This window comes from Alicyclobacillus pomorum DSM 14955 (genome assembly GCF_000472905.1).
GTDB classification, from domain to species: Bacteria; Bacillota; Bacilli; order Alicyclobacillales; family Alicyclobacillaceae; genus Alicyclobacillus_A; species Alicyclobacillus_A pomorum.
Genome location: NZ_AXAR01000003.1, coordinates 217,744 through 243,011, shown reverse-complemented (window position 1 = coordinate 243,011; position 25,268 = coordinate 217,744). Strand labels below are relative to the sequence as shown.

The 25,268-nt window shown below is 54.7% G+C and carries 34 protein-coding genes; 3 read left to right on the top strand and 31 right to left on the bottom strand.

All coding sequences use genetic code 11. The features are described 5' to 3' along the window. Positions 1–11: 11 nt before the first annotated feature. A complete protein-coding gene (locus YWK_RS0104995) occupies positions 12–377 on the bottom strand; it encodes a hypothetical protein (RefSeq protein WP_156909033.1) in 366 nt (121 codons plus the stop codon). A gap of 361 nt (positions 378–738) precedes the next feature. Between YWK_RS0104995 and YWK_RS22100 the strand changes: the two genes are divergently transcribed. Then, a complete protein-coding gene (locus tag YWK_RS22100) occupies positions 739–903 on the top strand; it encodes a hypothetical protein (protein WP_169727141.1) in 165 nt (54 codons plus the stop codon). A gap of 50 nt (positions 904–953) precedes the next feature. On the opposite strand, the gene YWK_RS18415 is transcribed toward YWK_RS22100, so the two are convergent. Further along, a complete protein-coding gene (locus YWK_RS18415; protein WP_051375152.1) occupies positions 954–1,646 on the bottom strand; it encodes a Sir2 family NAD-dependent protein deacetylase in 693 nt (230 codons plus the stop codon). Positions 1,647–1,761: 115 nt separating this feature from the next. Here YWK_RS18415 and YWK_RS0104980 point away from each other — a divergent pair, with 115 nt between their 5' ends. After that, the gene (locus tag YWK_RS0104980; RefSeq protein WP_026963934.1) at positions 1,762–2,178 is read left to right on the top strand and encodes a helix-turn-helix domain-containing protein; all 417 of its coding nucleotides are present in this window, start codon (positions 1,762–1,764) and stop codon (positions 2,176–2,178) included. On the opposite strand, the gene YWK_RS0104975 is transcribed toward YWK_RS0104980, so the two are convergent. From YWK_RS0104975 to spoIIAA, 19 genes are all read right to left on the bottom strand, one after another. Then, on the bottom strand, positions 2,171–2,632 hold the full coding sequence (locus YWK_RS0104975) for a hypothetical protein (protein WP_026963933.1): 462 nt from the start codon (positions 2,630–2,632) through the stop codon (positions 2,171–2,173). The two genes, YWK_RS0104980 and YWK_RS0104975, sit on opposite strands and share 8 nt — an antisense overlap. 353 nt (positions 2,633–2,985) lie before the next feature. Further along, complete coding sequence (locus YWK_RS0104965) at positions 2,986–4,728, bottom strand: HAMP domain-containing sensor histidine kinase (protein ID WP_026963932.1); 1,743 nt, start codon at positions 4,726–4,728, stop codon at positions 2,986–2,988. Further along, a complete protein-coding gene (locus tag YWK_RS0104960) occupies positions 4,725–5,429 on the bottom strand; it encodes a response regulator transcription factor (protein ID WP_026963931.1) in 705 nt (234 codons plus the stop codon). The genes YWK_RS0104965 and YWK_RS0104960 overlap by 4 nt, the downstream gene beginning before the upstream one ends. 155 nt (positions 5,430–5,584) lie before the next feature. Beyond that, positions 5,585–6,400, bottom strand: a complete 816-nt coding sequence (locus YWK_RS0104955) for a pseudouridine synthase (RefSeq protein ID WP_026963930.1) — start codon at positions 6,398–6,400, stop codon at positions 5,585–5,587. Between the two features lie 76 nt (positions 6,401–6,476). Continuing rightward, complete coding sequence (locus tag YWK_RS0104950) at positions 6,477–7,025, bottom strand: spore maturation protein (protein WP_026963929.1); 549 nt, start codon at positions 7,023–7,025, stop codon at positions 6,477–6,479. Beyond that, positions 7,025–7,618 (bottom strand): nucleoside recognition domain-containing protein, encoded by a 594-nt coding sequence (locus YWK_RS0104945; protein WP_026963928.1) that lies wholly within the window; start codon positions 7,616–7,618, stop codon positions 7,025–7,027. The genes YWK_RS0104950 and YWK_RS0104945 overlap by 1 nt, the downstream gene beginning before the upstream one ends. Positions 7,619–7,755: 137 nt before the next feature. Further along, complete coding sequence (gene ytfJ / locus YWK_RS18410) at positions 7,756–8,166, bottom strand: GerW family sporulation protein (RefSeq protein ID WP_035466008.1); 411 nt, start codon at positions 8,164–8,166, stop codon at positions 7,756–7,758. Further along, on the bottom strand, positions 8,075–8,791 hold the full coding sequence (locus YWK_RS0104935) for a DUF2953 domain-containing protein (RefSeq protein ID WP_026963927.1): 717 nt from the start codon (positions 8,789–8,791) through the stop codon (positions 8,075–8,077). Before YWK_RS0104935 ends, ytfJ begins: the two co-directional genes overlap by 92 nt. Positions 8,792–8,860: 69 nt before the next feature. Continuing rightward, positions 8,861–9,418 (bottom strand): SMC-Scp complex subunit ScpB, encoded by a 558-nt coding sequence (gene scpB / locus YWK_RS0104930; RefSeq protein WP_035466117.1) that lies wholly within the window; start codon positions 9,416–9,418, stop codon positions 8,861–8,863. Between the two features lie 8 nt (positions 9,419–9,426). Next, positions 9,427–10,176: a segregation and condensation protein A gene (locus YWK_RS0104925; protein ID WP_026963925.1), complete on the bottom strand. Its 750-nt coding sequence runs from the start codon at positions 10,174–10,176 to the stop codon at positions 9,427–9,429. Between the two features lie 3 nt (positions 10,177–10,179). Continuing rightward, positions 10,180–10,806, bottom strand: a complete 627-nt coding sequence (locus tag YWK_RS18405) for a site-2 protease family protein (RefSeq protein ID WP_035466006.1) — start codon at positions 10,804–10,806, stop codon at positions 10,180–10,182. 62 nt (positions 10,807–10,868) lie between these two features. Then, positions 10,869–11,651: a spermidine synthase gene (locus tag YWK_RS18400; RefSeq protein ID WP_051375150.1), complete on the bottom strand. Its 783-nt coding sequence runs from the start codon at positions 11,649–11,651 to the stop codon at positions 10,869–10,871. A gap of 300 nt (positions 11,652–11,951) precedes the next feature. Then, a complete protein-coding gene (locus YWK_RS18395; RefSeq protein ID WP_084453485.1) occupies positions 11,952–12,554 on the bottom strand; it encodes a stage V sporulation protein AE in 603 nt (200 codons plus the stop codon). A gap of 19 nt (positions 12,555–12,573) precedes the next feature. Continuing rightward, positions 12,574–12,924 (bottom strand): stage V sporulation protein AE, encoded by a 351-nt coding sequence (spoVAE, locus tag YWK_RS0104900; RefSeq protein WP_026963924.1) that lies wholly within the window; start codon positions 12,922–12,924, stop codon positions 12,574–12,576. An 18-nt stretch (positions 12,925–12,942) separates the two neighbouring features. Next, entirely contained in the window at positions 12,943–13,953 is a 1,011-nt protein-coding gene (gene spoVAD, locus YWK_RS0104895) for a stage V sporulation protein AD (RefSeq protein ID WP_026963923.1), read from the bottom strand. A 13-nt stretch (positions 13,954–13,966) separates the two neighbouring features. After that, on the bottom strand, positions 13,967–14,437 hold the full coding sequence (gene spoVAC, locus YWK_RS0104890) for a stage V sporulation protein AC (RefSeq protein ID WP_026963922.1): 471 nt from the start codon (positions 14,435–14,437) through the stop codon (positions 13,967–13,969). 242 nt (positions 14,438–14,679) lie between these two features. Then, positions 14,680–15,435, bottom strand: coding sequence for an RNA polymerase sporulation sigma factor SigF (gene sigF, locus YWK_RS0104885; RefSeq protein WP_026963921.1), 756 nt, complete (start codon positions 15,433–15,435; stop codon positions 14,680–14,682). Between the two features lie 14 nt (positions 15,436–15,449). Further along, positions 15,450–15,914: an anti-sigma F factor gene (gene spoIIAB, locus YWK_RS0104880; protein ID WP_035466003.1), complete on the bottom strand. Its 465-nt coding sequence runs from the start codon at positions 15,912–15,914 to the stop codon at positions 15,450–15,452. 6 nt (positions 15,915–15,920) lie between these two features. Beyond that, complete coding sequence (gene spoIIAA, locus YWK_RS0104875; protein WP_035466113.1) at positions 15,921–16,259, bottom strand: anti-sigma F factor antagonist; 339 nt, start codon at positions 16,257–16,259, stop codon at positions 15,921–15,923. A gap of 177 nt (positions 16,260–16,436) precedes the next feature. Here spoIIAA and YWK_RS20800 point away from each other — a divergent pair, with 177 nt between their 5' ends. After that, positions 16,437–17,705 carry a tetratricopeptide repeat protein gene (locus YWK_RS20800; protein ID WP_051375147.1) on the top strand — a complete coding sequence of 423 codons (1,269 nt, stop codon included), beginning with the start codon at positions 16,437–16,439 and terminating at the stop codon, positions 17,703–17,705. A gap of 170 nt (positions 17,706–17,875) precedes the next feature. Here YWK_RS20800 and YWK_RS0104865 read toward each other — a convergent pair whose 3' ends face one another. The 10 genes from YWK_RS0104865 to YWK_RS0104820 form a co-directional block, all read right to left on the bottom strand. After that, a complete protein-coding gene (locus YWK_RS0104865; protein ID WP_156909037.1) occupies positions 17,876–18,997 on the bottom strand; it encodes a D-alanyl-D-alanine carboxypeptidase family protein in 1,122 nt (373 codons plus the stop codon). Positions 18,998–19,314: 317 nt separating this feature from the next. Beyond that, complete coding sequence (locus YWK_RS18385; protein ID WP_035466001.1) at positions 19,315–19,509, bottom strand: DUF1540 domain-containing protein; 195 nt, start codon at positions 19,507–19,509, stop codon at positions 19,315–19,317. Between the two features lie 62 nt (positions 19,510–19,571). After that, positions 19,572–19,802 (bottom strand): hypothetical protein, encoded by a 231-nt coding sequence (locus tag YWK_RS22345; RefSeq protein WP_035465999.1) that lies wholly within the window; start codon positions 19,800–19,802, stop codon positions 19,572–19,574. Positions 19,803–20,042: 240 nt separating this feature from the next. Beyond that, on the bottom strand, positions 20,043–20,930 hold the full coding sequence (gene xerD, locus YWK_RS0104850) for a site-specific tyrosine recombinase XerD (RefSeq protein WP_026963916.1): 888 nt from the start codon (positions 20,928–20,930) through the stop codon (positions 20,043–20,045). A gap of 73 nt (positions 20,931–21,003) precedes the next feature. After that, a complete protein-coding gene (locus YWK_RS0104845; RefSeq protein ID WP_026963915.1) occupies positions 21,004–21,234 on the bottom strand; it encodes a hypothetical protein in 231 nt (76 codons plus the stop codon). A gap of 14 nt (positions 21,235–21,248) precedes the next feature. Beyond that, a complete protein-coding gene (locus tag YWK_RS0104840; RefSeq protein ID WP_026963914.1) occupies positions 21,249–21,572 on the bottom strand; it encodes an RNHCP domain-containing protein in 324 nt (107 codons plus the stop codon). A gap of 22 nt (positions 21,573–21,594) precedes the next feature. Then, positions 21,595–22,251: a stage II sporulation protein M gene (spoIIM, locus tag YWK_RS18375; RefSeq protein WP_051375145.1), complete on the bottom strand. Its 657-nt coding sequence runs from the start codon at positions 22,249–22,251 to the stop codon at positions 21,595–21,597. A gap of 95 nt (positions 22,252–22,346) precedes the next feature. Then, complete coding sequence (locus YWK_RS0104830) at positions 22,347–23,522, bottom strand: endonuclease Q family protein (protein ID WP_026963913.1); 1,176 nt, start codon at positions 23,520–23,522, stop codon at positions 22,347–22,349. Continuing rightward, the gene (locus YWK_RS0104825) at positions 23,519–24,067 is read right to left on the bottom strand and encodes an NUDIX hydrolase (RefSeq protein ID WP_026963912.1); all 549 of its coding nucleotides are present in this window, start codon (positions 24,065–24,067) and stop codon (positions 23,519–23,521) included. The genes YWK_RS0104830 and YWK_RS0104825 overlap by 4 nt, the downstream gene beginning before the upstream one ends. A gap of 73 nt (positions 24,068–24,140) precedes the next feature. After that, complete coding sequence (locus YWK_RS0104820) at positions 24,141–25,250, bottom strand: M20/M25/M40 family metallo-hydrolase (RefSeq protein ID WP_026963911.1); 1,110 nt, start codon at positions 25,248–25,250, stop codon at positions 24,141–24,143. Positions 25,251–25,268: the final 18 nt, after the last annotated feature.

Genomic DNA, 25,268 nt, shown 5'->3' with positions numbered 1-25,268 from the left:
GTGGCATGGACTTAACGCGTATCATAGCCGTTCTGACCAAACGGTTGCGGCCCTTCGGAAACGCCTTCATACGTCAAAAGCCAACCATTTTGCGCGCGGAAGATGACAATCTTCACCGTTTCGTCGAGCATATGCATTTGAAACAAATTCATATCGGTCTTCATATAAGGGCTGAGGTGCTCATCCTGAAGGCGCAGATTCAGGGCGCGCGTTTTATCATTCTGAGGGACGGGTATCCCGTCATGGCCATGGATGTTTTCCCAGTCCGCAGTGGCCACCCAGTCCTCTCGCCGAACTTTACTTCTCAACTGATCGTACAGATGCTTTACATACTTCGCCTTGCGGCTATTCTCACTGATAAAACTGTATCGCAGCAAGTGAACACACGCCTTCCATCGCATGACTGACAACATTATTGATTGATGATACTGAAATCCGTTGCCAAACACCAGCGTAGTGTGGCGGCAACGTGTCATTTGGAACACACGGATACAGGAACGCCCCCTGTGGTAAACCAACCAGATTAGGGGGCGTTCAGGAAAAGGATATGGGAAAGTCTAGACCTATTATAGCGAATCAGGTATCGAGATGGAAATAGGTAAATCCTAGCTTTCCTAAGCGATGCAAGGTGTACCATATTGTTACAGTGCCGATCAATTATCAGAATCTTCGTTGCAAAAAATATTGACCGGATGATATGATGAAGTTGTGATTGTCGGCTTAGGAGGTGCTGGAACTGTGTTCAAGTATTACACCGGTATCGCCATTATGTGTGTGATATTTGCCGTGACGGCCTTATTCTTCTCCCAGAATGCACCCACATTAGCCACCGTCTTTATGGGGATGGCTGGCGCTTTTATCGCCATCGCCTTCGTCACCTCCGGGCGAGAATCTCGCTGGTAGATGGACCACCGATGCATGGGATCCGCGGAGTGCGCTGTGGCGGGCTCTTTTTAGTGGGTCAACAGGGCCCGACAGAGCACAGGCAACACCCGTTCCGCCTCTTCATTAACCCAGACCACGTGTGCCCCGTTGTCCTTCGCGATGCGCGGAAGCCGCCGAACGGGGTCCATTTGCAGCATGGTGCCTACCACAAAAAGCAGTTGAGAGCGCCCGACCCAATCGACAGCGCGGCTGAAGTGCCGTATCTCCTGCCCTTCCAACACAATGCCCGGTTCCAAAGGTCGATGACAGCCCGTACACGTTGGCACCTCGTTACGCAGTGCAAGCTGACTTGAGTATATTTGTTGACAAGTCCTACAAAGCAATTCTCGGAAGTTGCCGTGTAGTTCAATGACGTGTTTGGAACCCGCGTCCCAATGAAGGCCATCCACATTCTGCGTAACAATCCAGACACCGACCTTGGCCAGTGCGAAATGGGCAGCGTTGGGCGTTGCCTTTCTCCACGTCATCAACGCTTCTCTGTAAACCTTGTAGTACTGATGCGGGCAATCGTGAAGTAATTCCGGAGCAAAGAACTCGCGCAGCGGTACATCCTGGACCTCGTCCTCGAGTAGCGGCAGGCCGCTGGCGACACTGATCCCAGCACCTGTAACCGCTGTCATAAACTGCACCTGGTCTCGTTCCGCTTGCAATGTCCTGGCGACCTCAAAAACATTTCCCAGATTGACGTGATAATCGGCCATACGACATCCCTATTCAATATTTTAATATAATTCAATTTATGATCTTTACAAACCCAATGGAAAATCTTACATTGATGGTGTGGCAAACATATCCGAAACAAGGGAGGAAAACCCAATGGAAAATGAACACGAAGATTCTTTTGGAAAACGCATCCGCCGGCTGCGTGTCCATCTACGGTGGTCGCAACAGGAGCTATCGCTCCGGTCCGGAATCTCAACACCACACATTTCATCCATTGAGCGCGGCAGGCGCCAGCCCTCTCTCGAATATGCGCTTCGCCTTGCCAATGCGCTCGGGGCACCCATTGAAGCCCTCGTCGACGGATCTGTCAATTTCACGCCACCGAAGATGAAGTCATCACCTGACGAGTTGCCGATGTACCTGCAAAACTTCATTCTCAACGAGGCATCCGCTCCGTATCTGCAGGCGGCTCATCAGATGAGCACCTTACCCAAGGAAGACCGCGAATTCCTGACAAGGATGATTCATCTCATTGCCGAACAGCGCAAAATGCCCAACTTCACTAGATAATGGGGTCCGGACTGAGCGTAAATGCCACAACCTCGTCCGCGAAGACGCCCAAGTGGTTGAGCCGAACCTTTCGGGTACCCACTTTCATCACCACATCTTCAAGATGCAGTACAGCTGCTGAATCTACAGGGGTGATCTGTTCGTCCTTGCTGGCGTACATAGACCATAGGTCCGTACGCAAGTGGACAGCTGCAGACGGTACGTCGATATCGGATACCGCATCAAGTGCAACACTGCTCTCATAGGATTCTGAAATATCTGCCAATCGACCTTGCAGAAGTCCGGATGTCGTCAGCAGAACAACCTGGGATGGGGCTCCACGTGCTAACAAGCGTTGTTGAAGAATACGCAAGGACTCCAGTGTGGTCCACTTCATGGACAGCCGATGCACCAAAGGCTTCGGCAAGCCGGGCCAGGGATGTTTGTCGTCTGCTGATTCTTGCTGATCTCCCACAGATGGTCCCCCTTTACTCGCTGCAACAGGCGCCCGCGAACGGCGCCTGTCAGTTTGTTCCCATCAGCGATTTGCAAAAGTCGCGACGACCTTCGTGGAATTTGCAAATCGCTCACCACAATATCTTGACTCCGTACCTTCCGCTTGGGGTCCGATACACCCCGATATACTTAGGTACCTTTCGATAGAGCCAGCCTTCCGCATCCTCAAGCCTCGCTTTTAAACAGTCGGCTTGAAATTTGGTATCGACCAGCCGTAGATAGTATACCCATCCCACATGAAATTCCTCCCCTAACCCCCCACCATGTTACTTGTCATCGAGCAATCGTCATGATTTTGCCAATTGCTGGTCATCAAACATCGGCACGGTCTTGCACGCGTGGCAGTGACACGATAAACGTGGTGCCGACGCCAACCGTACTGTTTACCACGATGTCTCCCCGGTGTTCCAGTACAATCTGTCGGGTAATGGCCAATCCCAACCCGGTTCCCGAACTACCTCTTGTACGTGCTTTGTCCGCCTTGTAAAAGCGTTCCCAAATATATGGTATGTCTTCCTCAGGTATGCCGCTCCCGGTGTCCGAGACGCGGACCTGCACATGCCCCCCGCTTTCGCGCAGGGCGATGGTGACTGTGCCATTCGGTCCGGTGTGTCGGATGGCATTGTCCATCAGGTTGGTGAACACCTGCTCCATCCGATCCGCATCCCCCTGCACATACACAGGCTCCTCAGGTACCTCCACGCACAGCTGGATTTCCCTATCTCCAGCCAGCGCTTGGAACTTGCGTGCCACGCGACGCACAATATCTGTTAGGTCAAGATCTTGGAAATTCATTTGGAATTGGCCAGATTCCAATTGGGCTAAATCCAACAAGTCGTTGACCAACCGTTTCATCCGTAACGTCTCGTCGTGAATAATGTCAGCCAGTTCCCGGCGTTGCTCTGGGTTGTCACCAAATTCGTCTTGCAGTGCCTCGGCGTAACCCTGCATCATGCTGAGCGGCGTTCGCAGCTCATGAGACACGTTTGCAATAAAATCCTTGCGCAAGCGGTCCAGCTTTCGTTCTTCGGTCACATCCCTGAGTACGCCAACGACACCTCGTATCGTGGATCCGTCCGACTGATACAGGGGCGTCATCGTGACGACAATGTCCCGTCCCTGAATACTCATTTCACGGACGGTTGTTCGTTTCTCCGCAATCACGGTTTGCATAATGTCCTTCAACTGGGAGGGCAAAACACTGGCTTGTGGCACACCAGATTCACCGAGTCCCAGCGTGGCAAGTCTCCGCAGCGCTGGGGGATTGGCGAGAGTAATCATTCCCTGCAAATCCGCTGCGACGACTCCGTCTTCCAATGAGGACAAAATGCTGCTCAATTGATCTGTCTCCACCGTCAGCGCGGCGATGGTTTGCTCGAGTTCATTGGCGAGTGCGTTGAACGTCCGGCCCAACCGCCCGACCTCGTCGTTTGTCACCACCTGAATGCGCCCGTTAAAGTTACCTTTGGCCATCTGTTCTGCCGCGCGATTCATCTGCACCAGTGGGCGCGACAGGTTTTTCGAGACGACGAACGCCAGTCCCGTCGTCATTAACACGCCTAACACGCTGGCGAACAGAATCAAGTTTCGCATCCGAGCGATGGGCTCGTTCAGTACGCTCATCTGTTGCGTCACAACCTGAATGCCCGGCTGTCCTGCAGTTGGAACTTTCATATAGACCGACACGGTGTCGGCTCCGTTCATCAATCCACGTTCAATCACTGGCTGGCCGCGGTCAAACGATTGTCTCTCTTTGGCGCTAAACTGACGGTAGACCGCGCTCAACGTAGGAGACGCCGTGTAGGGTACCTGAATGGCGATGTGCGCATCTTGGACTTTTGCGAGTTGATCCGCGATACTTTGCACAAATGTCAAGTTATTGTGTTCAAGCAGAACGTGTACACTCTCCGACAATCGAGTCAATTCCCGAGACTGTTGTTGGTACACGTAGTTGTCAAAAAACTGTTGCAGCAACATGGACAGGAGCACTAAAACAAGGATGACCATGCCGACGATGGTCACCCAGAGTTTTGCAACGATACTGTTCCGAATCACTGCACGACCTCAAACTTGTAGCCCACACCCCAGACGGTCACAATGTACTGGCTGACCGCCTCGGAGGCATGTCCTAGTTTTTCGCGAAGACGTTTGATGTGAGTATCCACGGTGCGCTGATCCCCGTAAAACTGATAGTTCCACACGTCTCGCAGCAGCTCCTCCCGGCCAAACACTTTGTCCGGGCGCTGCGCCATGTAGACTAACAGATCAAACTCCTTCGGGGTCAGACTGATCTCCTGTCCAGCCACTTCCACACGTCGTGCATCGATGTGAATTTCTAATTCCGGGAACGTCAGGACTTGCTGCATGTCAACTTTTGCGTGCTCTGGCTCGCCAGACCGCTTCAGCAACGCCTTGACGCGCATCACGAGTTCGCGCGGGCTAAACGGTTTCACGACGTAGTCATCTGCGCCCAACTCAAACCCGTGGATCCGCTGCATTTCGTCACCGGCCGCCGTTAACATAATGATAGGCGTCTCCAAGTGCTGTCGGATCTGGGAACAGACGTCGCGCCCGTCCATCCCCGGCAACATGAGATCTAGAATAATCAAGGAGTACGGCTGGGACGTCGCCATGTGCAACGCTTCTATCCCATCCGCTGCTTCCTCCACTACAAATCCATTCCTCTCCAAGTACATACGAACCAGTCGACGAATTCTCTCCTCGTCATCGACGACCAGTATTCTGGATTGTTCCATTCTGCTTCCCCCCGTCCCTTTTGCCCTGAGTCCATTATGCCGATCTATGTTCGCTTGAGCAACACGGCCGGATGACGAAAAGCGGCGGAAGATCCCGCCGCATGTGGCACTGCGGATGTGCAGTTCATCGTCAGCACCCAAAGAGATTCCGTCCGTCACCGCCGCCTTGCGGTTTGGGCTCTCTGGCGCTTCCCACTCTGCCTCTTTTTCTGTGGGGTCCGCGCTTTCTCGATGGGGCCCGCGTACGGTGGCGGTTCCAAGTCAGCCGCCGCGTACAAAGCCGCCCACTCATCCGGTGTCAACCATCGCCACTCCCCTGGCTTCAAATCATCGAGCACGAGCGGCCCGAACTGAACCCGCTTCAGTCGTTTGACGGGATGGCCAACGGCTTCGAACATTCGCCGGACTTGCCGATTCCGTCCTTCTCGAATCGTAATCTCGACGACCGACTCCAGCGGATGTTTCCGCAACACGTGCACTTCCGCCGGCGCAGTCACCCCGTCCTCTAAGCGCACGCCGCGGGTCAATTGTTCCACGGCTTGTTTTTCAATCATTCCGAGCACGGTCGCCCGATACACTTTGTCCACGTGGTACCTTGGGTGTAACAGCCGATTGGTCAGTTCTCCGTCATTGCTCATGAACAGCAGACCACTCGTATCGTAATCAAGGCGGCCGACCGGGTACACCCGCTGATTCACATCAGTCAGTAGGTCCATGACTGTGCGTCGACCTTCCGGATCGGACACCGTGGTGACGTAGGATGTAGGCTTGTGGAGAATCAGATTGACCGTGGCTTGAATTGTAATCGGGCGACCATCGACGGTAATCTTGTCCTTCTCGGGATTCGCCTTCGTCCCAAGTTCCCGGACAATCTCGCCGTTCAGGGCAACTTTCCCTGCCAAAATCAATTCTTCTGCTTTCCGCCGCGATGCAACTCCCGCCTGCGCGAGAATCTTCTGGAGGCGTTCCAACACGTATTCCTCTCCCAACCGGGTACATGATGCGTTCCACTACTCATTATACCCATTCGCGGCCGAATGTCCGAATTCATGCGCCTGGCATCGGCCCCATCAGCCAATACACCGCCAAAACACTTGCTAACACGCTGATAAAGTCTGCCAATAGTCCAACTTTTAAAGCGTAACGTATGTTTCGAATGCCCACGCTGCCGAAGTAGACCGTGATAATGTAGAGCGTCGTATCTGAGGCCGCTTGCATGGTCGAGGCCAATTGCCCAAGCCAAGAATCGGGTCCCTGCCCCTTGAAGATGTCGGTCATCAGCGCCAATGAGCCGACCCCGCTAATGGGACGCAGTAACCCCATGGGCGCGACCTCGGGCGGAATATGCAAGACATGTAAAACAGGCTTTAGGGCTGCAATCAGGTAATCCATCGCACCCGATGCGCGAAAGACAGAGACCGCCACCATCATGGCAACAAGGTGTGGAATCAACCGAATGGCAGTGCCAAAGCCACCCTTTGCCCCATCGACAAACGTATTGTATATCGGAACCCGTCGTGCAAAACCTATTATCAGTATAGAGGTGACTAAGACGGGCAACATCCACGCGGAAAGTGTCGTGATGATGGTTTGCATCAGTGACTGCGCCTCCTCCGGGAAAGTCTCCGGAAGAGCCTGTCCAACAAGATGGCTGCCAATGTGCCGATGGCGGTGGCAACGATGGTCGTGCCAACGATGGCCGTGGGGTCCTTGGACCCGAACTGCATTCGGATGGCAATCACGGTGGTCGGAAGAAGTGTGATACTCGCGGTGTTTACCGCCAACAGGGTGCACATGGCGTCACTGGCCGTGTCCCTGTCCTTGTTTAGCTTTTGCAATTCACTCATGGCCTTCAGCCCAAGCGGCGTCGCGGCGTTCCCGACACCAAGCAGATTGGCGCTCATGTTCAATAAGATGGCACCCATTGCGGGGTGATCCTCAGGCACCGACGGATAGAGAAACTTCCCGATGGGTTTCAGTTTCTGGGCTATCCACTGAACCATGCCAGCTTTCTCAGCAATGTTCATCATGCCCAGCCAAAACGCGATGACACTGATGAGCCCGATGGACAACTCGACTCCCGTTTCAGCGCCACCGATGATGGCACCCGATAGTCTGTCCATGTGCCCCGTGAGCATAGCAGTCACCACGCCACAGCAAAACAGCAACAGCCAGATCACGTCAATCAAGCCGGCACACCCCCTGAAGACACCTGTCACTTCAAGGGTATGCCAGCTCGCTCTGCAATAGGACAACCATGATGGGTTTTCGGCACGCATGGTACGCGTGATGGAAACGTCGGTGCGCGCCCTGAAACGGGTTTGGACTACATCGGGCGCGTGTTCTGACCGCCATTGTTCTTGAGCATCGATTGAATCTTGTCGACCACAACAGGTGCCATATCAATCAGGCGGTCGTACAGCTGGTTCTGGTTATCTGTAGACAGCAGTCGCACATTGTTTCCGTTCACGATGAGAAATCCTATCGGATTGATGGAAACCCCGCCCCCGGATCCACCACCAAAGGGATGCTCGGCAGACGCCCCACTCGAGCCACTCGAGTCGCCGGCGTTGAATTCGCTTCCGCCAGCGGCGAACCCAAAACCAACGCGCGAAACCGGCAGAATGACCGTCCCGTCCGGCGTCTCAACCGGATCGCCGATAATCGTGTTGACGTCGACCATCTCGCGAATATTCTCCATGGCCGTCTTCATGAGTCCCTGGATTGGGTGATCCATCACTTGTCCTCCTTCTCCACACGCGCACAAGGCGCATTGCCGTAATCATAAGATACCCCGCGCGCACGTTGGCTATACACCGAACAGACATGTGCAATTCGGCCTGTTGGAAGTTCGCGTCGATGCGAACATCTGGCGTGCTTTTCCACCGCGCAAGGTAGGTGAGCCGCCCCACCACGCTGGACACAGCCGCCCACAAGCTCCCGTACGCCATCCCGGTGAGGACCACATCACCGGTTCCCACGCTTCCTCGCACGTGAAACTCGTGAATTGCAACTTTACTCAGTAAGCTCCGACACTGCTGCCAGACGTCCCGAATCAGAGCCAGCCACTGCTGCCAGTGGTGGATGATGTGCAGCACTTCGCGGGTGGTCAGCACAGATGTCTTGGCACGATTCTGTGTCGTGTGTAACGTTTCCACAGCGGGCCCATCTGAACTCATGGTCACCTTGACACTGACAATGCGCTTTCGGACCTTGACAAGTCCGAACAGCGTAGAGATGTATACGAACCCGTCCGTATCGCTGTTCGACTGAGAGAGCTCCACTTCCATGCGCACACGAAGACATGCAATGGCCATAACCACAGTGAGTACACCCGCCGCAAGGATGAGTATCCACCACATGAATAAAACCGTCCCTTCGTTTGAGACGGTTTTTATACTTTCCTGTTTGAGCGTGTCTATACTATGAACCTAGTCTCTCGGCAACGCTGGCGTCAGTTGGAACAGCGAGAGATCCTGCGGAACCTCGGGTTCCTCCGGTAATGGCGGCAAGTCTTCGAGACTGCGCAATCCGAAAGTCTGCAGAAACGTGGTGGTGGTTCCGTACAGAATCGGCCTGCCAGGTGCCTCCTGGCGACCCACTTCTGCAATCAGCTGCCGATGAACCAACGTTTGAATCGCCCTGTCGGACTGAACGCCCCGAATCGCTTCGATTTCAATTCTTGAAATAGGCTGCCTGTACGCTACGATGGCGAGCACCTCAAGCGCTGCATGACTCAAGTGCGTGGAAATGGGCGCCGTCGCCATTTTCCGAAGGTATACAGCATATTCAGGTTTCGTAACCAGTTGCCACATGCCTCCGAGTTCCACCAGCTCAATCCCGCTATCCCGCTCCTGGTACGATTGTTGCAACTCTTGACAGACTGCCTTTGTTTCATCGACCGACAACTGCAGCACTTCGGCAATTTCGTCGAGGGTCATTCCTTCGCTACCCGCGGCGAACAGCACCGCTTCCAAAGCACCCGTCATCGACACAATCACAATTCCTCCTCTCCCTCCTCTCCCTTTTCGACGAGGACAATTTGAATGTCGCCAAAGGCAAGCACCTGTGTACAACGGACGAGATGCGCCTTCATGAGTTCCAGCAACGCCAGAAACGAGGTCACCAGGGCGTGCCGGCTGCGGGTATTCTGAATGAGTTCAAAGAACGTACTTTTCTTGAGAATCCGCATGCGGTAGAGAAGCTTGTCCATCTCATCGTCTACGGAGAGCACCTGTCCTTGAATTTCGGCAACTCTCTCCTCCGTTGGGACCCGCAACAACAACTTTCGAAACGCGTCCACCAAGTCCCACAGCGAAACGCCTTCGACAGGCGGTGGTTCATTGGGCGCGTACGGGCGAAGGTCCAAGGGCGGCCGGGAAAACACGTTGCTTTGCAAGACGCCCCGTTCTCGCAATTGTTCAGCCGCCCACTTGCAGCGCTGGTACTCAAGGAGTTGCTGCACCAGCTCTTCGCGAGGATCCGTATCATCCGCACCTTCTTCTGCTTCCTTCGACGGACGAGGCAACAACATGCGGCTCTTAATCGCGAGCAACGTAGCGGCCATGACCACAAATTCGCTGGCCACTTCCAGAGACAACTCTTCCATCGCACTGAGATACGCCAAGTATTGTTCCGTCACCGTAGCAATAGGAATGTCAAAGATGTCCAATTCATGCTTTTGTATCAGGTGAAGCAGCAGGTCCAACGGGCCTGCAAACTGTTCGAGAACAATTTCATATGCCATGGTTCAATATCCTAATAGTGATGCGAGGCCGTACGTGATGGTATTCAGCAACGTGCCAAAAATGGCGTTGCGCGTTTGTGGAATCATGATGAGTAACAACATGATGAAGGGACCGTACAGCTCCAGCTTGCGGTACTGCATCTCCCAACGATAAGGCAAGAGACTGTAGGCGATTCGAGACCCGTCGAGCGGTGGGATGGGAATCAGATTAAAGACAAAGAGCGCCACGTTGACCGTAGCCGCCCACGACAACAATTGTGGGATAAATCCGTCGGTGCTGAGCGTGCCGCTGAAGAAATACGGGCGATATGCCAGCAGACATATGATGGCCAAAATGAGGTTTGACACAGGTCCTGCCAGCGCAACGAGCAGTGTCGCCGTCCGTGGATGCTTGAAATTGGATGAATTCACCTGAACCGGCCTGGCCCAGCCAAACGGTCCAAACAAAACCATCAGGAGGCCTATCGGCTCCAAATGAGCAACCGGGTTCAGGGTGACTCGCCCCTGGTGCTTGGCGGTCTTATCGCCCAGGACCATTGCCGTCCACGCATGCGCAAATTCGTGTATGACAAGTCCAACGACAATGGCAATCAATCGAAAAATAAAATCTGGACCAAACAAACTGTACACCCATCATACCCCTTCGAAGTTCGGCTTACGGCACGTCGGCCGGACCCAGCAATGCGCCCCTATTATACCATAGAAGAGCCTCGAAAAGTCCTTGCACGCAAGGGCCACAACCACCGTTCGTGCAAGTACAAAGCAGGGCTTTTTCGCATCGCGGCCCTCCACCGTTCGAGATACCCTGGGGACTTCGAAAACACGCAGAGTACGTTTTGCTCTGCGTAGGGTAGCGGTGGGCCCACAGGCAATAGCGTCGTTGTCGCAAACCGACCACTGGCGGCTTCCAGGAACGCGCGCACACGGCCCCGCAGCGGAAAACTCGTGATGACATTGCAAACGGCTACCCCCGACGGAGTGGTTGCAGCATGAAGCACCGCTGTGAAATCTGGATGGAGACATGGTCCGTACACTTGGTTGGCCATGTACGCGTCAACGAACAGCAAGTCCACCGTGACATCGGTGTTGCAAAGAAATGCGACACCGTCCCCAATCCAGTAGTCTGCTGCACGATGATTCGGTGCACCGAAGTACTGAATGGCGACATCCACGACCCGCTCATCCAATTCCAGACCGTACAGTCGGCTCTTGGGATGCACTTGCTGCACCGTTCGCAAGGCTGTACCGCTGCCGACACCGAAAGCGAGAAAGGAACTGACCTCATCGGCGGTCTCCACCAAAGAAGTAAATGCGCGTTGGTAGGGAAACACCGGTTGAGGGCGCCCATCCGTATACATGGCCCCTTGCCAGCCGCCTCCCCTGCCAAAACGCAAGTATCGAATACGACCTCTCTGCACAACTTCAACGACGTCATGGATGGTACCAGACAGCTTTTGAACGATTTTCTCAGGCATGGGCGTACCGCCTTTAAGCAGTGATGCAGTCAGTATACCTTCTGCCTATGAAACGCTCAAACTCATAGACCGACACATCATTTGCTCAGTGTCGCTGCACAGCGGCAAAGGCGCAAAAGACGGTCAGACGGCGCCGCGGACCGGTGTTCTTTGCCACAGGCGCGTTACATGAGGCCACAGCGGTCGGACGACGCCGATGAACGTTTGAAACAACCCAAAATAACGGAAGAGGCGCGGCAGGAATAACAAGGCGCTCAACATCGCTTCATCACCTCGCTGGACAATATTTCTCAGTCCAGTCTATTCACTGTCCGCGTCTTGGGAGTGGGCCGCACGCGTCCGCTTCCACTCCTGATAGGCTTCAATCAGCGCCTTCAGCGCTTTGGTCGTCACGGGTGCCGCATGCTCGGGCGCATCCCGTCCGCCCATTTTTCCGATGTCTCCAATGCCGACAATGACCGGAGCCTTTAAGTTTCGGAGCGCGTCGACGGTGTCACCGTAGACGAGGTGACGCCGAATGGGTACACCGTCTTTGTTCACGCCGGTCTCCACGCGTTGTCCATGACAATCTATAGAGAAATCTACCGGAACCCCTCGGACACAAGAGGTGTTGGACGCGACAGCCAACGCGCCAATGACCGTAATGTCTGGGTGTGCGAGCAACACCTGAAGCGCTTGTTCCCCCTTGGCCTCGTTTCCGTTTCCATTGTCGTCCAACATCACGATGACTGGGTCAAAATCTGCTTCGCGGATGTATTGAACAATCTCCACCCCGGACAGCCGGGTGGGATTGCCCGCCGTTTGCGAGATCACCTTTGCAGGAATTTGCTTTGCAGCGATTTCCAAGGCGCGTTTCGCAAAGTGGTCTCCATCCGTCACTATGATGACTTCCCGCCGTTCCATGCCCTCTCCCTGCCTTGACTCACCCTTTCGGGCGCGCAATCACTGCTGCCAGAAACGCAAACAAGATGGCAGCTGAAACGCCAGCGCTCGTCACCTCGAAGATACCCGTAATGATTCCGATGAGCCCATGCTTGTCTGCCTCCGCCAGCGCCCCGTGCACCAGGGAGTTTCCAAAACTGGTGATAGGGACCGTCGCGCCAGCGCCCGCGAACTTCACAAGTGGATCATATAGGCCCAAACCATCCAGTACCGAGCCAGCCACAACGAGGATGACCATGATGTGGCCTGGCGACAACTTCGTGGTGTCGAGCAAGATTTGACCGATGGCACAAATGCCACCGCCGACCAAAAAAGCCCAAATAAAGATCATCCAGTTCCCAGCCATATCTTATCCGTCCTTTCGCTCAAGCACAATGGCATGGCAAATTGCCGGGATGGTCTCCTTTTGTTGCGCAGTGACGGCCGACAACAGCGCACCTGTCGCAGCGACGAGCACCCGCCGCCACTCACCCTGTTCTAACTTTTTGACGAAATGGGCCAACGTGACGAGCGAACTGCACGCTGCACCGCTACCTCCGCTAAACACCTCAGTCTGGTCCGGGCGAAAGATCATCATCCCGCAGTCGGTCAGATCCGTGTCCATTGGTAGACCGCGCTGTTCGAACAAATCCTTCAGGATAGCATGACCAATCCGTCCCAGGTCGCCGGTCGCCACACAGTCGTAGTCTCGTAGCGTGCGCCCCGTGTCACTCAAATGTGCAACAATGGTTGATTCGGCCGCTGGTGCCATCGCCGCACCCATTTCCCACGGGCTCGTAATGCCGTAGTCCTTGATTTCACCAATGGTAGCATGCGTGATAGCCACGTTCCCGCCGGTTTCCCCCACTAAGGCGACACCTGCACCGGTCACGGTGCGCTGCGCGGTCGGTGGTTTTTGTGCTCCGTACTCCGTAGGAAAGCGAAAGTGCCGCTCCGCCGTCGAAAAGTGACTGGATGTACCGGCTAATACGCGGTGGGCTACGCCGCTGTCGATGGCCAAGCCCGCTACAGCCAACGCCTCAGTGAAGGTCGCACAGGCACTGAACAGCCCAAGTGCTGGTATCGCGAAATCTCGGTGCGAGAAGTAGAAGCCCGTCAATTGGGCGTTGAGATCGCCACCCAAGACGAGGTCGATGTCATTCGCAGTGACACTTCCCTTTTGCAAGACGACTTGAACGGCTTGAGTGAATTGATCTTGCTCCATTTTTTCCCATGTTGTCTTACACGCCTCATCGCGGCAGCGCACATCGAAATCCGCTCCAAACGGTCCTTCGGATTCCACCAAACCTGCAACTGTCCCTGTCGCGACAATGCGGGGCTCACTTGAAAACACCCATGTTTGCTTCCCAACCCTGGGCACACCGGGTCCCCCCTCACACATGAAAGATGATGTACCGCACGAGAGCCACAAAAAAGGCGCTTACTACGCCATAGACAATCACCGGTCCAGCGAGTTTGAACATATTTCCGCCTACACCAGTAACCCACCCCTCGCTGCGATGTTCCATGGCCGCCGCCGCCATCGTGTTTGCGAAACCGGTCACCGGCACCGCTGACCCAGCGCCAGCCCATTGTGCGAATTTGTCGTAAACCCCAAACGCGGTCAGAATCACGGAAAGCAAAATCATCACAGCCACGGTGGGATTCGCAGCATCTGTCTGACTGAATCCGGCCACGCGTATGAAGAACATCTGAACCAACTGACCAATGACACAAATACACCCACCCACGATGAACGCTCGAACCGTGTTTTTGAACATCGGGCGCGCTGGGCGGTGCTTGTCTACCAGCTGCTTATAGGTGGCATTTGGGTCTAGCGGCTTGGCTTTGGCTTTCGTCGCCATAGAGGTCCCTCCTTGAGCAATCAACCGGGATGTAGTGTGCCCTGGATCTCTTGGTTGTACACGAGGGGGCCTTCTGGCAGCTTGACATGATGATAAATCTTACAGAGTACACAACAAATGAAAAAAGCTCCCTATGATACCCAGAAGGGTGTCACAGGAAGCTTTTTCCGGTTCCATTTGATATTGCTTTGGTTGCCCTCGATGCGGTATTCGCTTGACCGACTAGCTCAAAAGTAGGACATTTACGATAGTTCTTCCCGAATGGCATTTAATATGCGCTTTTCCAGTCGGGACACCTGAACCTGCGAAATGCCCAATACCCGTGCGACGTCCGACTGAGTCTTGTCCTTGAAGAAGCGCAAGTAGACAATCAACCGCTCCCGTTCGGGGAGTCGATTCAACACCTCGTGCAAGGCAATCTTGTCAAACCAACTGGCACTGTCTTGATCCGCAATCTGATCTTGCAGGTAAATGGGATCCCCATCGTTTTCAAAAACGGTTTCGTGAATGGAGGCAGGAGCACGCATCGCCTCTTGAGCGAAGACGACATCCGCTGGGTCAATGCCCATGGCTTCCGCAATCTCTGTAATGTGCGGCTGTCGGCCTAACGACTTCGCTAAGTCGTCGCGTACGTGGCGAATGTGACGGGCAGTCTCTTTGAGACTCCGACTGACTTTCACCGTACTGTCGTCACGCAGAAAGCGTTGAATTTCGCCAATAATCATGGGCACAGCATAGGTTGAAAACTTCACGTCGTAGGAGAGGTCAAACTTGTCGATAGCTTTCATCAAGCCGATGCAACCAATCTGGAAGAGGTCGTCTGCATCGTATCCGCGCCCAAGGAATCGCTGCACAACCGCCCACACCAAACGCTGGTTGGTCAGCACAAGTTGTTCGCGCGCTCCGGCATCGCCCCGTTGACTGGCCGCAATCATATCTCGGATTTCGTCGTCCGTGTACTTCCGCGCCTTGTCCTCTGTACCTTTTGCGTAATCCATGTGCTAGACTCCCGTCACTGACATTCCGAAGTCCTGCAAATCACTTTCCTCATGCGGACTTTGGTCCCCTTGCCCGGAATCGAATCGATGACGACCTCGTCCATGAAGTTCTCCATGATGGTAATGCCCATGCCTGAACGTTCCAACTCAGGGCGTGACGTATAGAGCGGCTGGCGCGCCTCCTCAACATCTGCAATGCCACTTCCGTCGTCCTCAACCACCACTTCAATCGCACCCTCGTGGATGGCACAGTACAATCTGACTTCGCCTTCCATGTTTTCGTAGCCGTGAATGATGGCGTTCGTCACCGCCTCTGAAACGGCCGTCTTCAGTTCCGTCAACTGCTCCACCGTCGGATCCAACTGCATCGCAAACGCAGACACGGCCACGCGTGCCAGCGATTCGTTTTCCGACCGGCTCGGAAACTGAAGCCGCATATAGTTCTCTTGCAACACAGCGTTTGTCCAGTCCTGAGCCATCTCCGACTAGGCCTCCTTCACCGCACGTACGGCGCTGTCTTCAGTATCGTGCATCGGCACTACCTTAAGGATGCCAGACAACTCAAAAATGCGTCGCAGTGCCGGGGTGACTTCACACAACGCCATCTTCCCGTTTCGCCCAGTGACGCTGCGGTAGCGCCCCAGAATCAAGCCGAGTCCGGAACTATCCATGAAGTCAATCCCACGAAAGGACAGAACCAGACCCCGGTAATGCGTTTTCGCCAGCTCGTCTTCAATATCGTTGCGGATGTTTTCGACTGCATGATGATCAAGTTCACCCCGCAAGCGGACCACCAATACGCCGTTCACGATGTGTGTCTCCATGGCCACTCGCACTCTCCCTCCAAGAATCCCTGCCTTCGAAGAGCTTGATTCCCCTCGCGCCCGGCAAACTCCTGCACGTCGACAAAACTAGAACCAATCCAACGGAATTCGACAATCTTTGATACCTATGATTCTCATAAACGTAGTAAAATATAAGAGGCAGTGAGGAGGAATACGATGGACTCACTTGGACAGAAAATCCGCAATCTTCGCAAGGAACGAAAGATGACGCAATTAGCGCTCGCGCGTGGCCTTGTGACCCCGAGCATGATTAGCCAAATTGAATCAGACAAGGCGACACCTTCTCAGGAACTACTGGAACAACTGGCCGCACGACTTGGAGTGAAGCCGAGTTTCTTCGCCGATGATATCCACCATAAAACAGATCTCGTGCAGGCTTATCGGCGTGCAAAACAGTTGATGGAAGCCGAGAATTATGCAGCTGCACTTCCATTGCTGCAAACGCTGACTGCCCCAGTTCCACCCCAGTTCCGCGAAGAGGTATTGTTCTTAGACCTGGCCCAGTGCTATGAACGTCTACAACAGTACGGGGATGCAGCGAACATGTACGAAGAAGTGGTCCGCGCCTCCTTGGAACGGGACGATGTTCCGCGTGCTGTTCACGCCTACTTCCACTTGGGTCAGCTCGAACGACGACAAAGTCGTTGGGGCGTCGCCCGGATGCACTGGCAGCGTGCTGCAGAACTACTTCGTCGCCACCCTGATCTCAACATGCCTATCGCTATGAAAATCTACGCGAATTTGGGACGTATCCACATGCAACTCAGGCAGTTTGAAGTCGCTTTGGAAAGTTACCGACGTGCAGTCGTTCTCGCGGAACGGTATCAAGCGCAGTTGGATCACGCCATGATTCTTCACGGAATGGGAGCCGCCTATATTGAACTGGGGCGATACGAGCTTGGTGAAGACAAACTGCAGGAGGCCATTCGCATCTACGACGTCATCCGTCACCAGCGCGGCATCAATCAATGCCATGTGAACATCGGCATCGGTCTCCGCCGTGCAGGAAAATTCGTCGAAGCCAAGGAGAAATTGTCGTGGTGTATTGAACATCGTGAAATTCGACTCGATGTCCTGAGACTCGCGAACGCACTGTCCGAACGGGCCGCGTGCTGTCTGGAACTGGAGCAGTGGGACGAGGCCATTGCGGACGCAAAAGAGGCTGTTCTGCTGGATAAAGATACCCCTGAACTACAGTTGCTTGCCCGCCACACACTGGCTGTCGCGTACATGCACAAAAACGAACCTCAATTGGCGCTGGAGAATGCCAACCTCGGTTTACAATGTAGCGCAGAAACCCACGACATGACGTTGGTATCTGGACTGTACAGTGTACGCGCACAAGCCTTGTGGGCTTTAGGAGATGCGGCCAGCGCGTCCGCAGACGCCATTCGAGTGGCCAACATGGCGCTCAGCGCATACTGACATATTTCCTGCAAAATAAAAATTTTCCGGTAGTTTTCACAAAATGGCAGAAAATTCGACAAACAAAACACAGTTCTTGTCAGCCACTTCCCGCACGCACCGCGTCCGATACGGGAAGTGGTCAGCACCAAGAACGGCGAATCTTATATCGGCATGCCCCAAAGTACGCACTAAGATCCAAACGTCACGATGTCCCGTAACGCTCTTCCCACACCCGTAAAGAAGCCGGTTCGTCTGACGTCGTGGCCGGCAAGCAGAGGAACTGACGCGACAACTCGCCCATTGTCTTTCACAACCATAGTCCCGACCTGATGGCCCGATTTGATGGGCGGGGCAAGGTTCTCTTTGTACGTCACATCCACGTCGTAATCATGTTTCTGACCCTTTTCTTCAACCATTCCCACCGTGTCCGCGGTCACGACTTTCAGCATCTCAGGATGACCGTGACGCAACTCCAATTCATCTACACTTTGCCCGGCTTGGTACAGGACTTTGGACGTGTAGTGCGCAAAGCTCCAGTTGAACAGCTCCGAGACCTCTTTGTTGCGAATGCTGGTCTTTGGCTCTCCCATCACCACTGTGATAACCCGAAATCCGTCTCGCTTGGCTGTCGCCGAGAGGCAGTATTTCGCTTCCTGGGTGTAACCCGTCTTCAGTCCATCCACGCCGTCGTAGAAACGTACCAGTTTATTGGTATTGACCAGCCAAAACGGATGATCGGTGTCTTTCCGCAAGTAGTCGCTGTACGCCGACGTATACTTCAGGACCTTCGAGTGCTTCAACAGTTCACGCGACATCACGGCAATATCGTGTGCAGAACTGTAGTGATCCGGCGCCGGCAGCCCATTGCAGTTGACAAAGTGGGTATCCTTCATCCCTAACTGGGCAGCGCGCTGATTCATTTGTCGTACAAATCCTTCTGCCGATCCCCTCATGTGCTCCGCCATCGCAATGCACGCGTCGTTGGCAGATGCCATGGCAATCCCTTTGAGCATGTCCCCGACGGACATCACCTCTCCAGGCTGCAGGAAAATTTGCGAGCCGCCCATGCTCGCCGCGTACTCACTGGTCTTCACCTGGTCCGTCAGTTTTAGATTGCCGCTGTCCACGGCCTCCATGATCAACAGCATCGTCATAATTTTTGTAATACTCGCCATCGGCAAGCGGCGGTGCGCATCTTTCTCAAATAGAACCTTCCCCGTTGCAGCGTCCATCACCACAGCGGAGCGGGCCTCTCGTGCAAGGCCGTCTGAGGGATTTGCATCGTCATTCGGTTCAGATTGCACCTTCATTTCAACGTTGCTACCCGGTACGTCTGATGTGAGGTGCGCCTTTTGCTCGCCTGTGACCTCCGGCTGCACAGCTGCTGACGCAGCTGCCGGTACGACCGTGGTGCAAGACAACACGGATAGACAAGTCAACCACCATTTCAAGTGTTGCCTCATCCCAATTCCCTCCGTTCCGTTCTGTCTAGATAAAGTCCTCGGCGCTAGTGTGCGCAGGTTACACAACTTCTATCAGCCAGAAACGACAAAAGAGGAATGCGCACAACAGCAGCATTCCTCTTTCGATGGAGTGTTCTCTGTGAAAGCCGCTCCCGGAGGCAGGGTTACGCATGAACCCCATGTTCCGAATGAGTGTACCCGTCATCGAAGTCCCGATAACGGAAAGTGGCACACATGGTGCCCTTGGAGGTACCTACGATGTCATTGCCATTCGAGCTGACTTCGATGTTGTCGGCGACACAGTCGTGCCGTTCGTTGAACACACACTCTTCGACCACGCACCTCACGCCTTTTGGCATGTCGCATCCCTCCCAGCGTATAGGATGGCCACTGTGAGAAGGATGCTATGTACCCAATTCCATCAGGCGCCGCCAATGGGACCAAGCTCAGTCAGGAAACTCCTTCCGATGCCAGATCCTTCAACGCCAAAAAACGCCGCCACAGTCGCGCCAAGGTCCGCAAACGTCTCGCGATCCCCAAGCGGTATGGCCTCTTTCATGTTGCGCTGCCATACCAGGAGGGGGACCCACTCGCGCGTGTGGTCCGTACCTGGCGTGGTTGGGTCGCAACCGTGATCCGCCGTAGATGTCATAGATCTTGCCGATGTCGCACACGGGATAACCAGCGTCCGCGACGTGGTTTAACACCGTTTCGCCAAATTGCAGTGAAAAATCCTTCCGCCGATGCGCCCGTTTGTAGGCTCCTGGATGTCCTTCAAATGGGCGCGCAATCACACGGCCCACCGCGTGTATAGCGATGGACACAAAAAGATGGCCCAAGTGCGCCCTTGAACCTCTTGCCAAGGTAGATCTAGCCAAGTGCGCAGGATTCGCTACGCCCTTGGATGCGCCGTCGCGTACACTTCTTTCAATCGAGTACGCGTGACGTGGGTATAAATTTGAGTCGTCGAGATGTCGGCGTGGCCCAGCATTTCCTGGACAGCGCGTAGGTCCGCGCCGCGTTCCAATAAATGCGTCGCAAACGAGTGACGCAGCGTATGTGGGGTAATATGCTTATGTATCGACGCAGCGAGGGCGTATTTTTTTAGGATTTTCCAGAAGCCCTGACGAGACATCTGGCCTCCGTGATGGTTTAAAAACAGCGCGTGAACCTCGTGTTCCCGGAGCAGTTTGCTTCGGCCAAATTCCAGGTAGTGAGCCAAGGTCTGCTGCGCGTACTCTCCCACCGGGATGATCCGCTCCTTCGCCCCTTTTCCCATGCACCTCAAGAAGCCTGCGGATAGATTGACATCTGAAACCTGGAGGGACACCAATTCGCTGACCCGAATCCCTGTTGCGTACAACAGCTCGAGCATCGCCTTATCCCGTGCACCGGCCGGCGTCGACGCATCCGGTGCGCGCAACAGTCGCTCCACTTCATCGATGGTCAGCACTTTGGGCAAGCGTTTTTCCACTTTGGGTGTCTCCACGTGTACTGTCGGATCGACAAAGAGCGCTTCTTCTCGTAACAGATAATGATAAAACGAGCGGATACTCGCAAGGTTCCGGGATACGGTGGTATTGGCGCGCCCTAAGGCTTTCAAATGGCCGAGATACCCTACAATCTGCGCCTGCTTTGCGTGAATCACATCCTGCTGGGCTGTGCGCTTCAAGTACTCCGCGAAGGCGCACAAGTCTCGTCGATACGATTGTAGTGTATTCATGGACAAGCCGCGTTCCACAGCCAGATAATCGATAAACCGCGTAATCCACTCGTTCATGACCAGACTCCCTTAGCTTGTCTCCAATGCCTATCTTGTATTCCACGCGCCTTGTGAAAGTCCTGCCAGTTCATCAATTCGGAAACCGGATGAAAGTAACGACGTCGCGTCCGATGTCCCACACCCATTTCGACCAATGTGCGGAAGAGGGAAACTGAGTAAACACCGACACATAGGGTGGTGTGGGGGTGTTGTATGGATTATAAAACGCCCGGTTCACGACCTCCGATTGCAACACAAGCAGCCCCCAGATGATGACCACGACGGTCGCGACAATTCGCAACCCTCTCGACCATTGTCGCACGAGCCCATCTCCTCTCAACCTCTCTGCATCAGCTTCAGCAAGGCTTCCAGTGAATCAGGCTGTTCTTCGTGTTCCAGCGCAGCCACATTTCTGGACTCATGGCCGCACTGGGCGCACTTGTGCACAATTTGATACCCTTTCCTGGAGTTGTATGTCACCCGAACCGGAATCATCAACCCGCCACATTCGGCTGCCCTGTCTCCAGGAAACACGTCCAGGTGCACAGAGTGCAGACACTCTGGGCAGTGATTCCGACATGATCTCACGGACGGACGAACGCTCGCCCCGCAGTGGATACACTCAAACGCTTCGTTCACATCGGTGAATTTTCTAGCCACGCCCACCCTTCCTTCCTCACTTTTACCCCGCTAAGGTGCCATGCAAGAGAGGCGGAGCGATGTATGCCTGTAACAAGGCACCAGCCATCAGAACCACGCCGCAGATGGCGAACAACGCGGTGTACTTAAGAAACGCTGTACTCAATGCAGGCAGCGGATAAACCCGCCGCAGAATGCCTGCAGAGAACCGAATAGCAAAGACACCGGCACAGAGAATGGCAGTCAACGACAACAGCTGGTGCAGAAAGATGGCCACTGCAGCGACGATAAATCCTTTCCACCCAAAGTGCAACACCGTGAATCCTACGGCGAATCCGACGCTGAACGCGCGCAAGAAGATGGCGATGACGACAAATGGTAATCCGATGACTGACACGCCGAACAACCAAATCAAAGCCAACAGTTGCACATCGCCCACCATTCGGTGCCACCACAGATCAGACGCGGGTGCAAGTTGATGACCAGCCACCGCTGTCAGTAGTCGTTGAACCGTTTGTCCGAGCACAGCCGTATCTGCACGATTGAGTTGGCCGGCCACAATACTGCCGAAGAGAATGCCACAGATGGTCACCGCGAACAGGAACATCCAGATGTGCAGGTGCGGTTCAGCACTCGTGCGAACCTTTTGCCAGAGGTTCGAAGGCGAAAACTCCCGAATGCGCTGTATCGCCACAGGCATGATGGTCCCTCCCCAAACGTGATACACGTGGATGACATACAGTCGCTATATTGCAAATCGCTGACTGGTTTATATCTATGTATCTAGCGTTTGGGTTAGGACAACTCGCCGTTAAATTGTACGCGCCCGTATCTTCCGCCGCCACCTTCAATGAATTGGACCTGTCCTGAGCGAGCTTGGACGACCTTGTTTGCTACTTCTACACCAACTACGTCTACGAGATCCTCGTAAGACGCCTCATGCAACACCGCCATCTCGGTGCCGAACACGGTGAGTAGCCGCGCGTAGGTCTTTGGCCCGAGTCCCGGGATGAACTCCAGTGGTACCTGGTGGATATAAGGTGGTCGATGGGCCGGGTGGACAGGAACTGCCCTGTCCCGAATCTCACACAGACGGTCATAGACCCCCATTACGCGCTTCGTGCTCCCACAGACGCACTGTTGTGCGCCGCGCTCCCAGATGCGCTCACATGTTAAGCAAAACGTGCGATGGTATTTTCCAAGCGCCGTGTGCAACCCGTAGTTCGCGATGACTGCGCACCCATTGACTCGATGAAACGCGTGGCGCACACCGTCAAATCCGCTGGTGGACAGTTGTAAGACGTTGTACTCGCGGGCAATTTTCGGCAGGGAATGGGCGTCAGAATTCGATAGAAATGTAACGTCCTGCAGCTCGCTGAGGCAATCAGCCATATCGGTGTCGGCAGAAAGCCCCAACTCCAGCGCGTCTACTCGTGCTGGGTCAACCATGTCAGCTAGCCGTCGAACGCAGTTTCCATACAAGCCTTTGTGTGGAGTGAAGGCGTGGTGCACAACAAACATCCCGCCTCGCGACGCGACTTCATTTTGTAACGTCACTGCATCTGTCGCAGCGCGCTGCGACGACAAGCCCGTGTTCTTCTGTACGGTGGAAAGCCACTGCAAGAAGTCCTTGGCCGCATCCATGTGGCCAAACCAGGCCCCGAAGTGGGCAGCGCCGCCGTCCGGGCCACCCACTTCGATTTCCGCACCTAGGAGAACCACGAGTCCATTCTCAAACTGCAGCCCTCCGCCCGCCAGGGGCACCAGTCTCCCCTGCTGAACCAAAGCCTCCAGTTCCACCATCACGTTGGAAGTCACCGCGTCAATCACCGTGACGATGTCCAAGCCCTTCTGGCAGCGCGCAGCGTGTAGCACGGACTCGAGCGTCATTCCGGGAGCCGCCGCCATTTTCACGGGACGTCCAAGCGACCTGCCCACGTGAATATGGAAGTCACAGTAGAGTGGTTTCATCGCCCGTTGCTCTGCTGAATCCACCACAAGAGCGCAATCAGGGTTTTTGCATCGCGAATGGAGCCATCCCGAAGCATGGCTGTCACTTCGTCGCGTGTAGCGCTGGTCACTTCCACAAACTCGTCCTCGTCGAGGGCTTGCTCCTCCTGTTCCACATCGTTGGTGTAGTACAGGTAAATGCGTTCATCAGCGAAACCAGGACTGGTGAAAAAGTCAAACACAGAGTTCACGGAGCGCGCTGCGAGTCCGGTCTCCTCCCGCAACTCGCGAACAGCGCAAACTTCCGGGGACTCACCCGGTTCCAGCTTACCCGCTGGGATTTCAACGAGACTTTCGTCAAGGGCCTTGCGATATTGTTTGACGAGAACAACCGAACCCGGCGTCGGCTCCGCGAGGACGGCCACTGCCCCAGGATGACGCACGACTTCTCTTGTTGCCTCCCGACCGTCGGGAAGCTGGACGCGCAACCGCTCTAGATCAATGATTTTCCCCTGAAACAGCGTCTCGCTGGCGACTGTGCGCTCCTCGAAGACTTTTTCGCTCATGACTTGACCTCCTTTTCACTGCTGGCGTCTAGTATGCCTGCCATCACACGTCAAGGCGCGACATCAGATATCACTACGCTCGCGCGCAGAACTCTACAATGACGCGAGACGCACCTTCAATATCTTGCAATGCAATGTGCTCTGAAGTCGAATGAATGTCTTCATAGCCAATGCCAATGTTGATGGTCGGCACACCTTTGCTGGTGTAAATGTTGGCGTCACTACCGCCGCCGCTCTCCACCGGATTCGGCGTAAAACCTGCCGCTTCCAACGCGGCTACAGCCTTCGCGCGAACATCGTCTCCTTCGTCAAACCGGAACCCGTCGTACATTTTTTGGTGCATGAAAGAAACTTCTGCCCCATGTTGTGCTGCCGTCTTGCGAAACACCTCTTCAATCTGCTGCAGGACTTCGTCCAACCGCTGTGGATTCAGACTGCGCGCTTCTCCGTCCAGTTGCACCTTGTCTCGAACCACATTGGTCGGCCCTTGCCCGACAAAGCTGCCGATGTTGACGGTCGTCGCTGCGTCGATGCGCCCGTGCGGCATGTTCGACACGGCATGAGCGGCCACTTTGATGGCGCTAATGCCCCGTTCCGGGGAGACACCGGCATGCGCGGCCCGCCCTCTGAATACAGCCTGCCACTTCACCTGTGTCGGTCCGGCGACGACGACCGTGCCGAGGGGGCCGCCGGAGTCAAGAGACAATCCCAGATCCGCGCGCAAGCGCTTCGCGTCGAGTTGTTTTGCGCCTTGCAGTCCCATCTCTTCGGCGATGGTGAAGACGACTTGTATGGGTCCGTGCGACATGTTGGTTTGGACAATATGCCGCAGGGCAGACAAAATGGCGGTCACGCCAGCCTTGTCGTCCGCGCCAAGCACTGTGGTGCCATCACTCCACACCACGCCATTCTCATCCACGCGCGGCTTGACCCCGACACCCGGCCGAACTGTGTCCATGTGGGCTGCTAAGAGCACGGTCTGCTTGGTCTCGTCGCCAGGTAGATAGGCAATCAGATTGCCGGTGTTTCCTCCAAGCGCCTGTCCCGCGTCGTCGAACGTGACTTCGAACCCCAAGCTTTCCAGCTCTTGCGCACACCGTTTCGCCATAGACGCTTCTTCCAGCGAATGGCTGTCGATTTGCACCAGTTCCAAAAACAAATTCCGAATATACGCGCTATCCATTTGGTCCACCTTCCATAC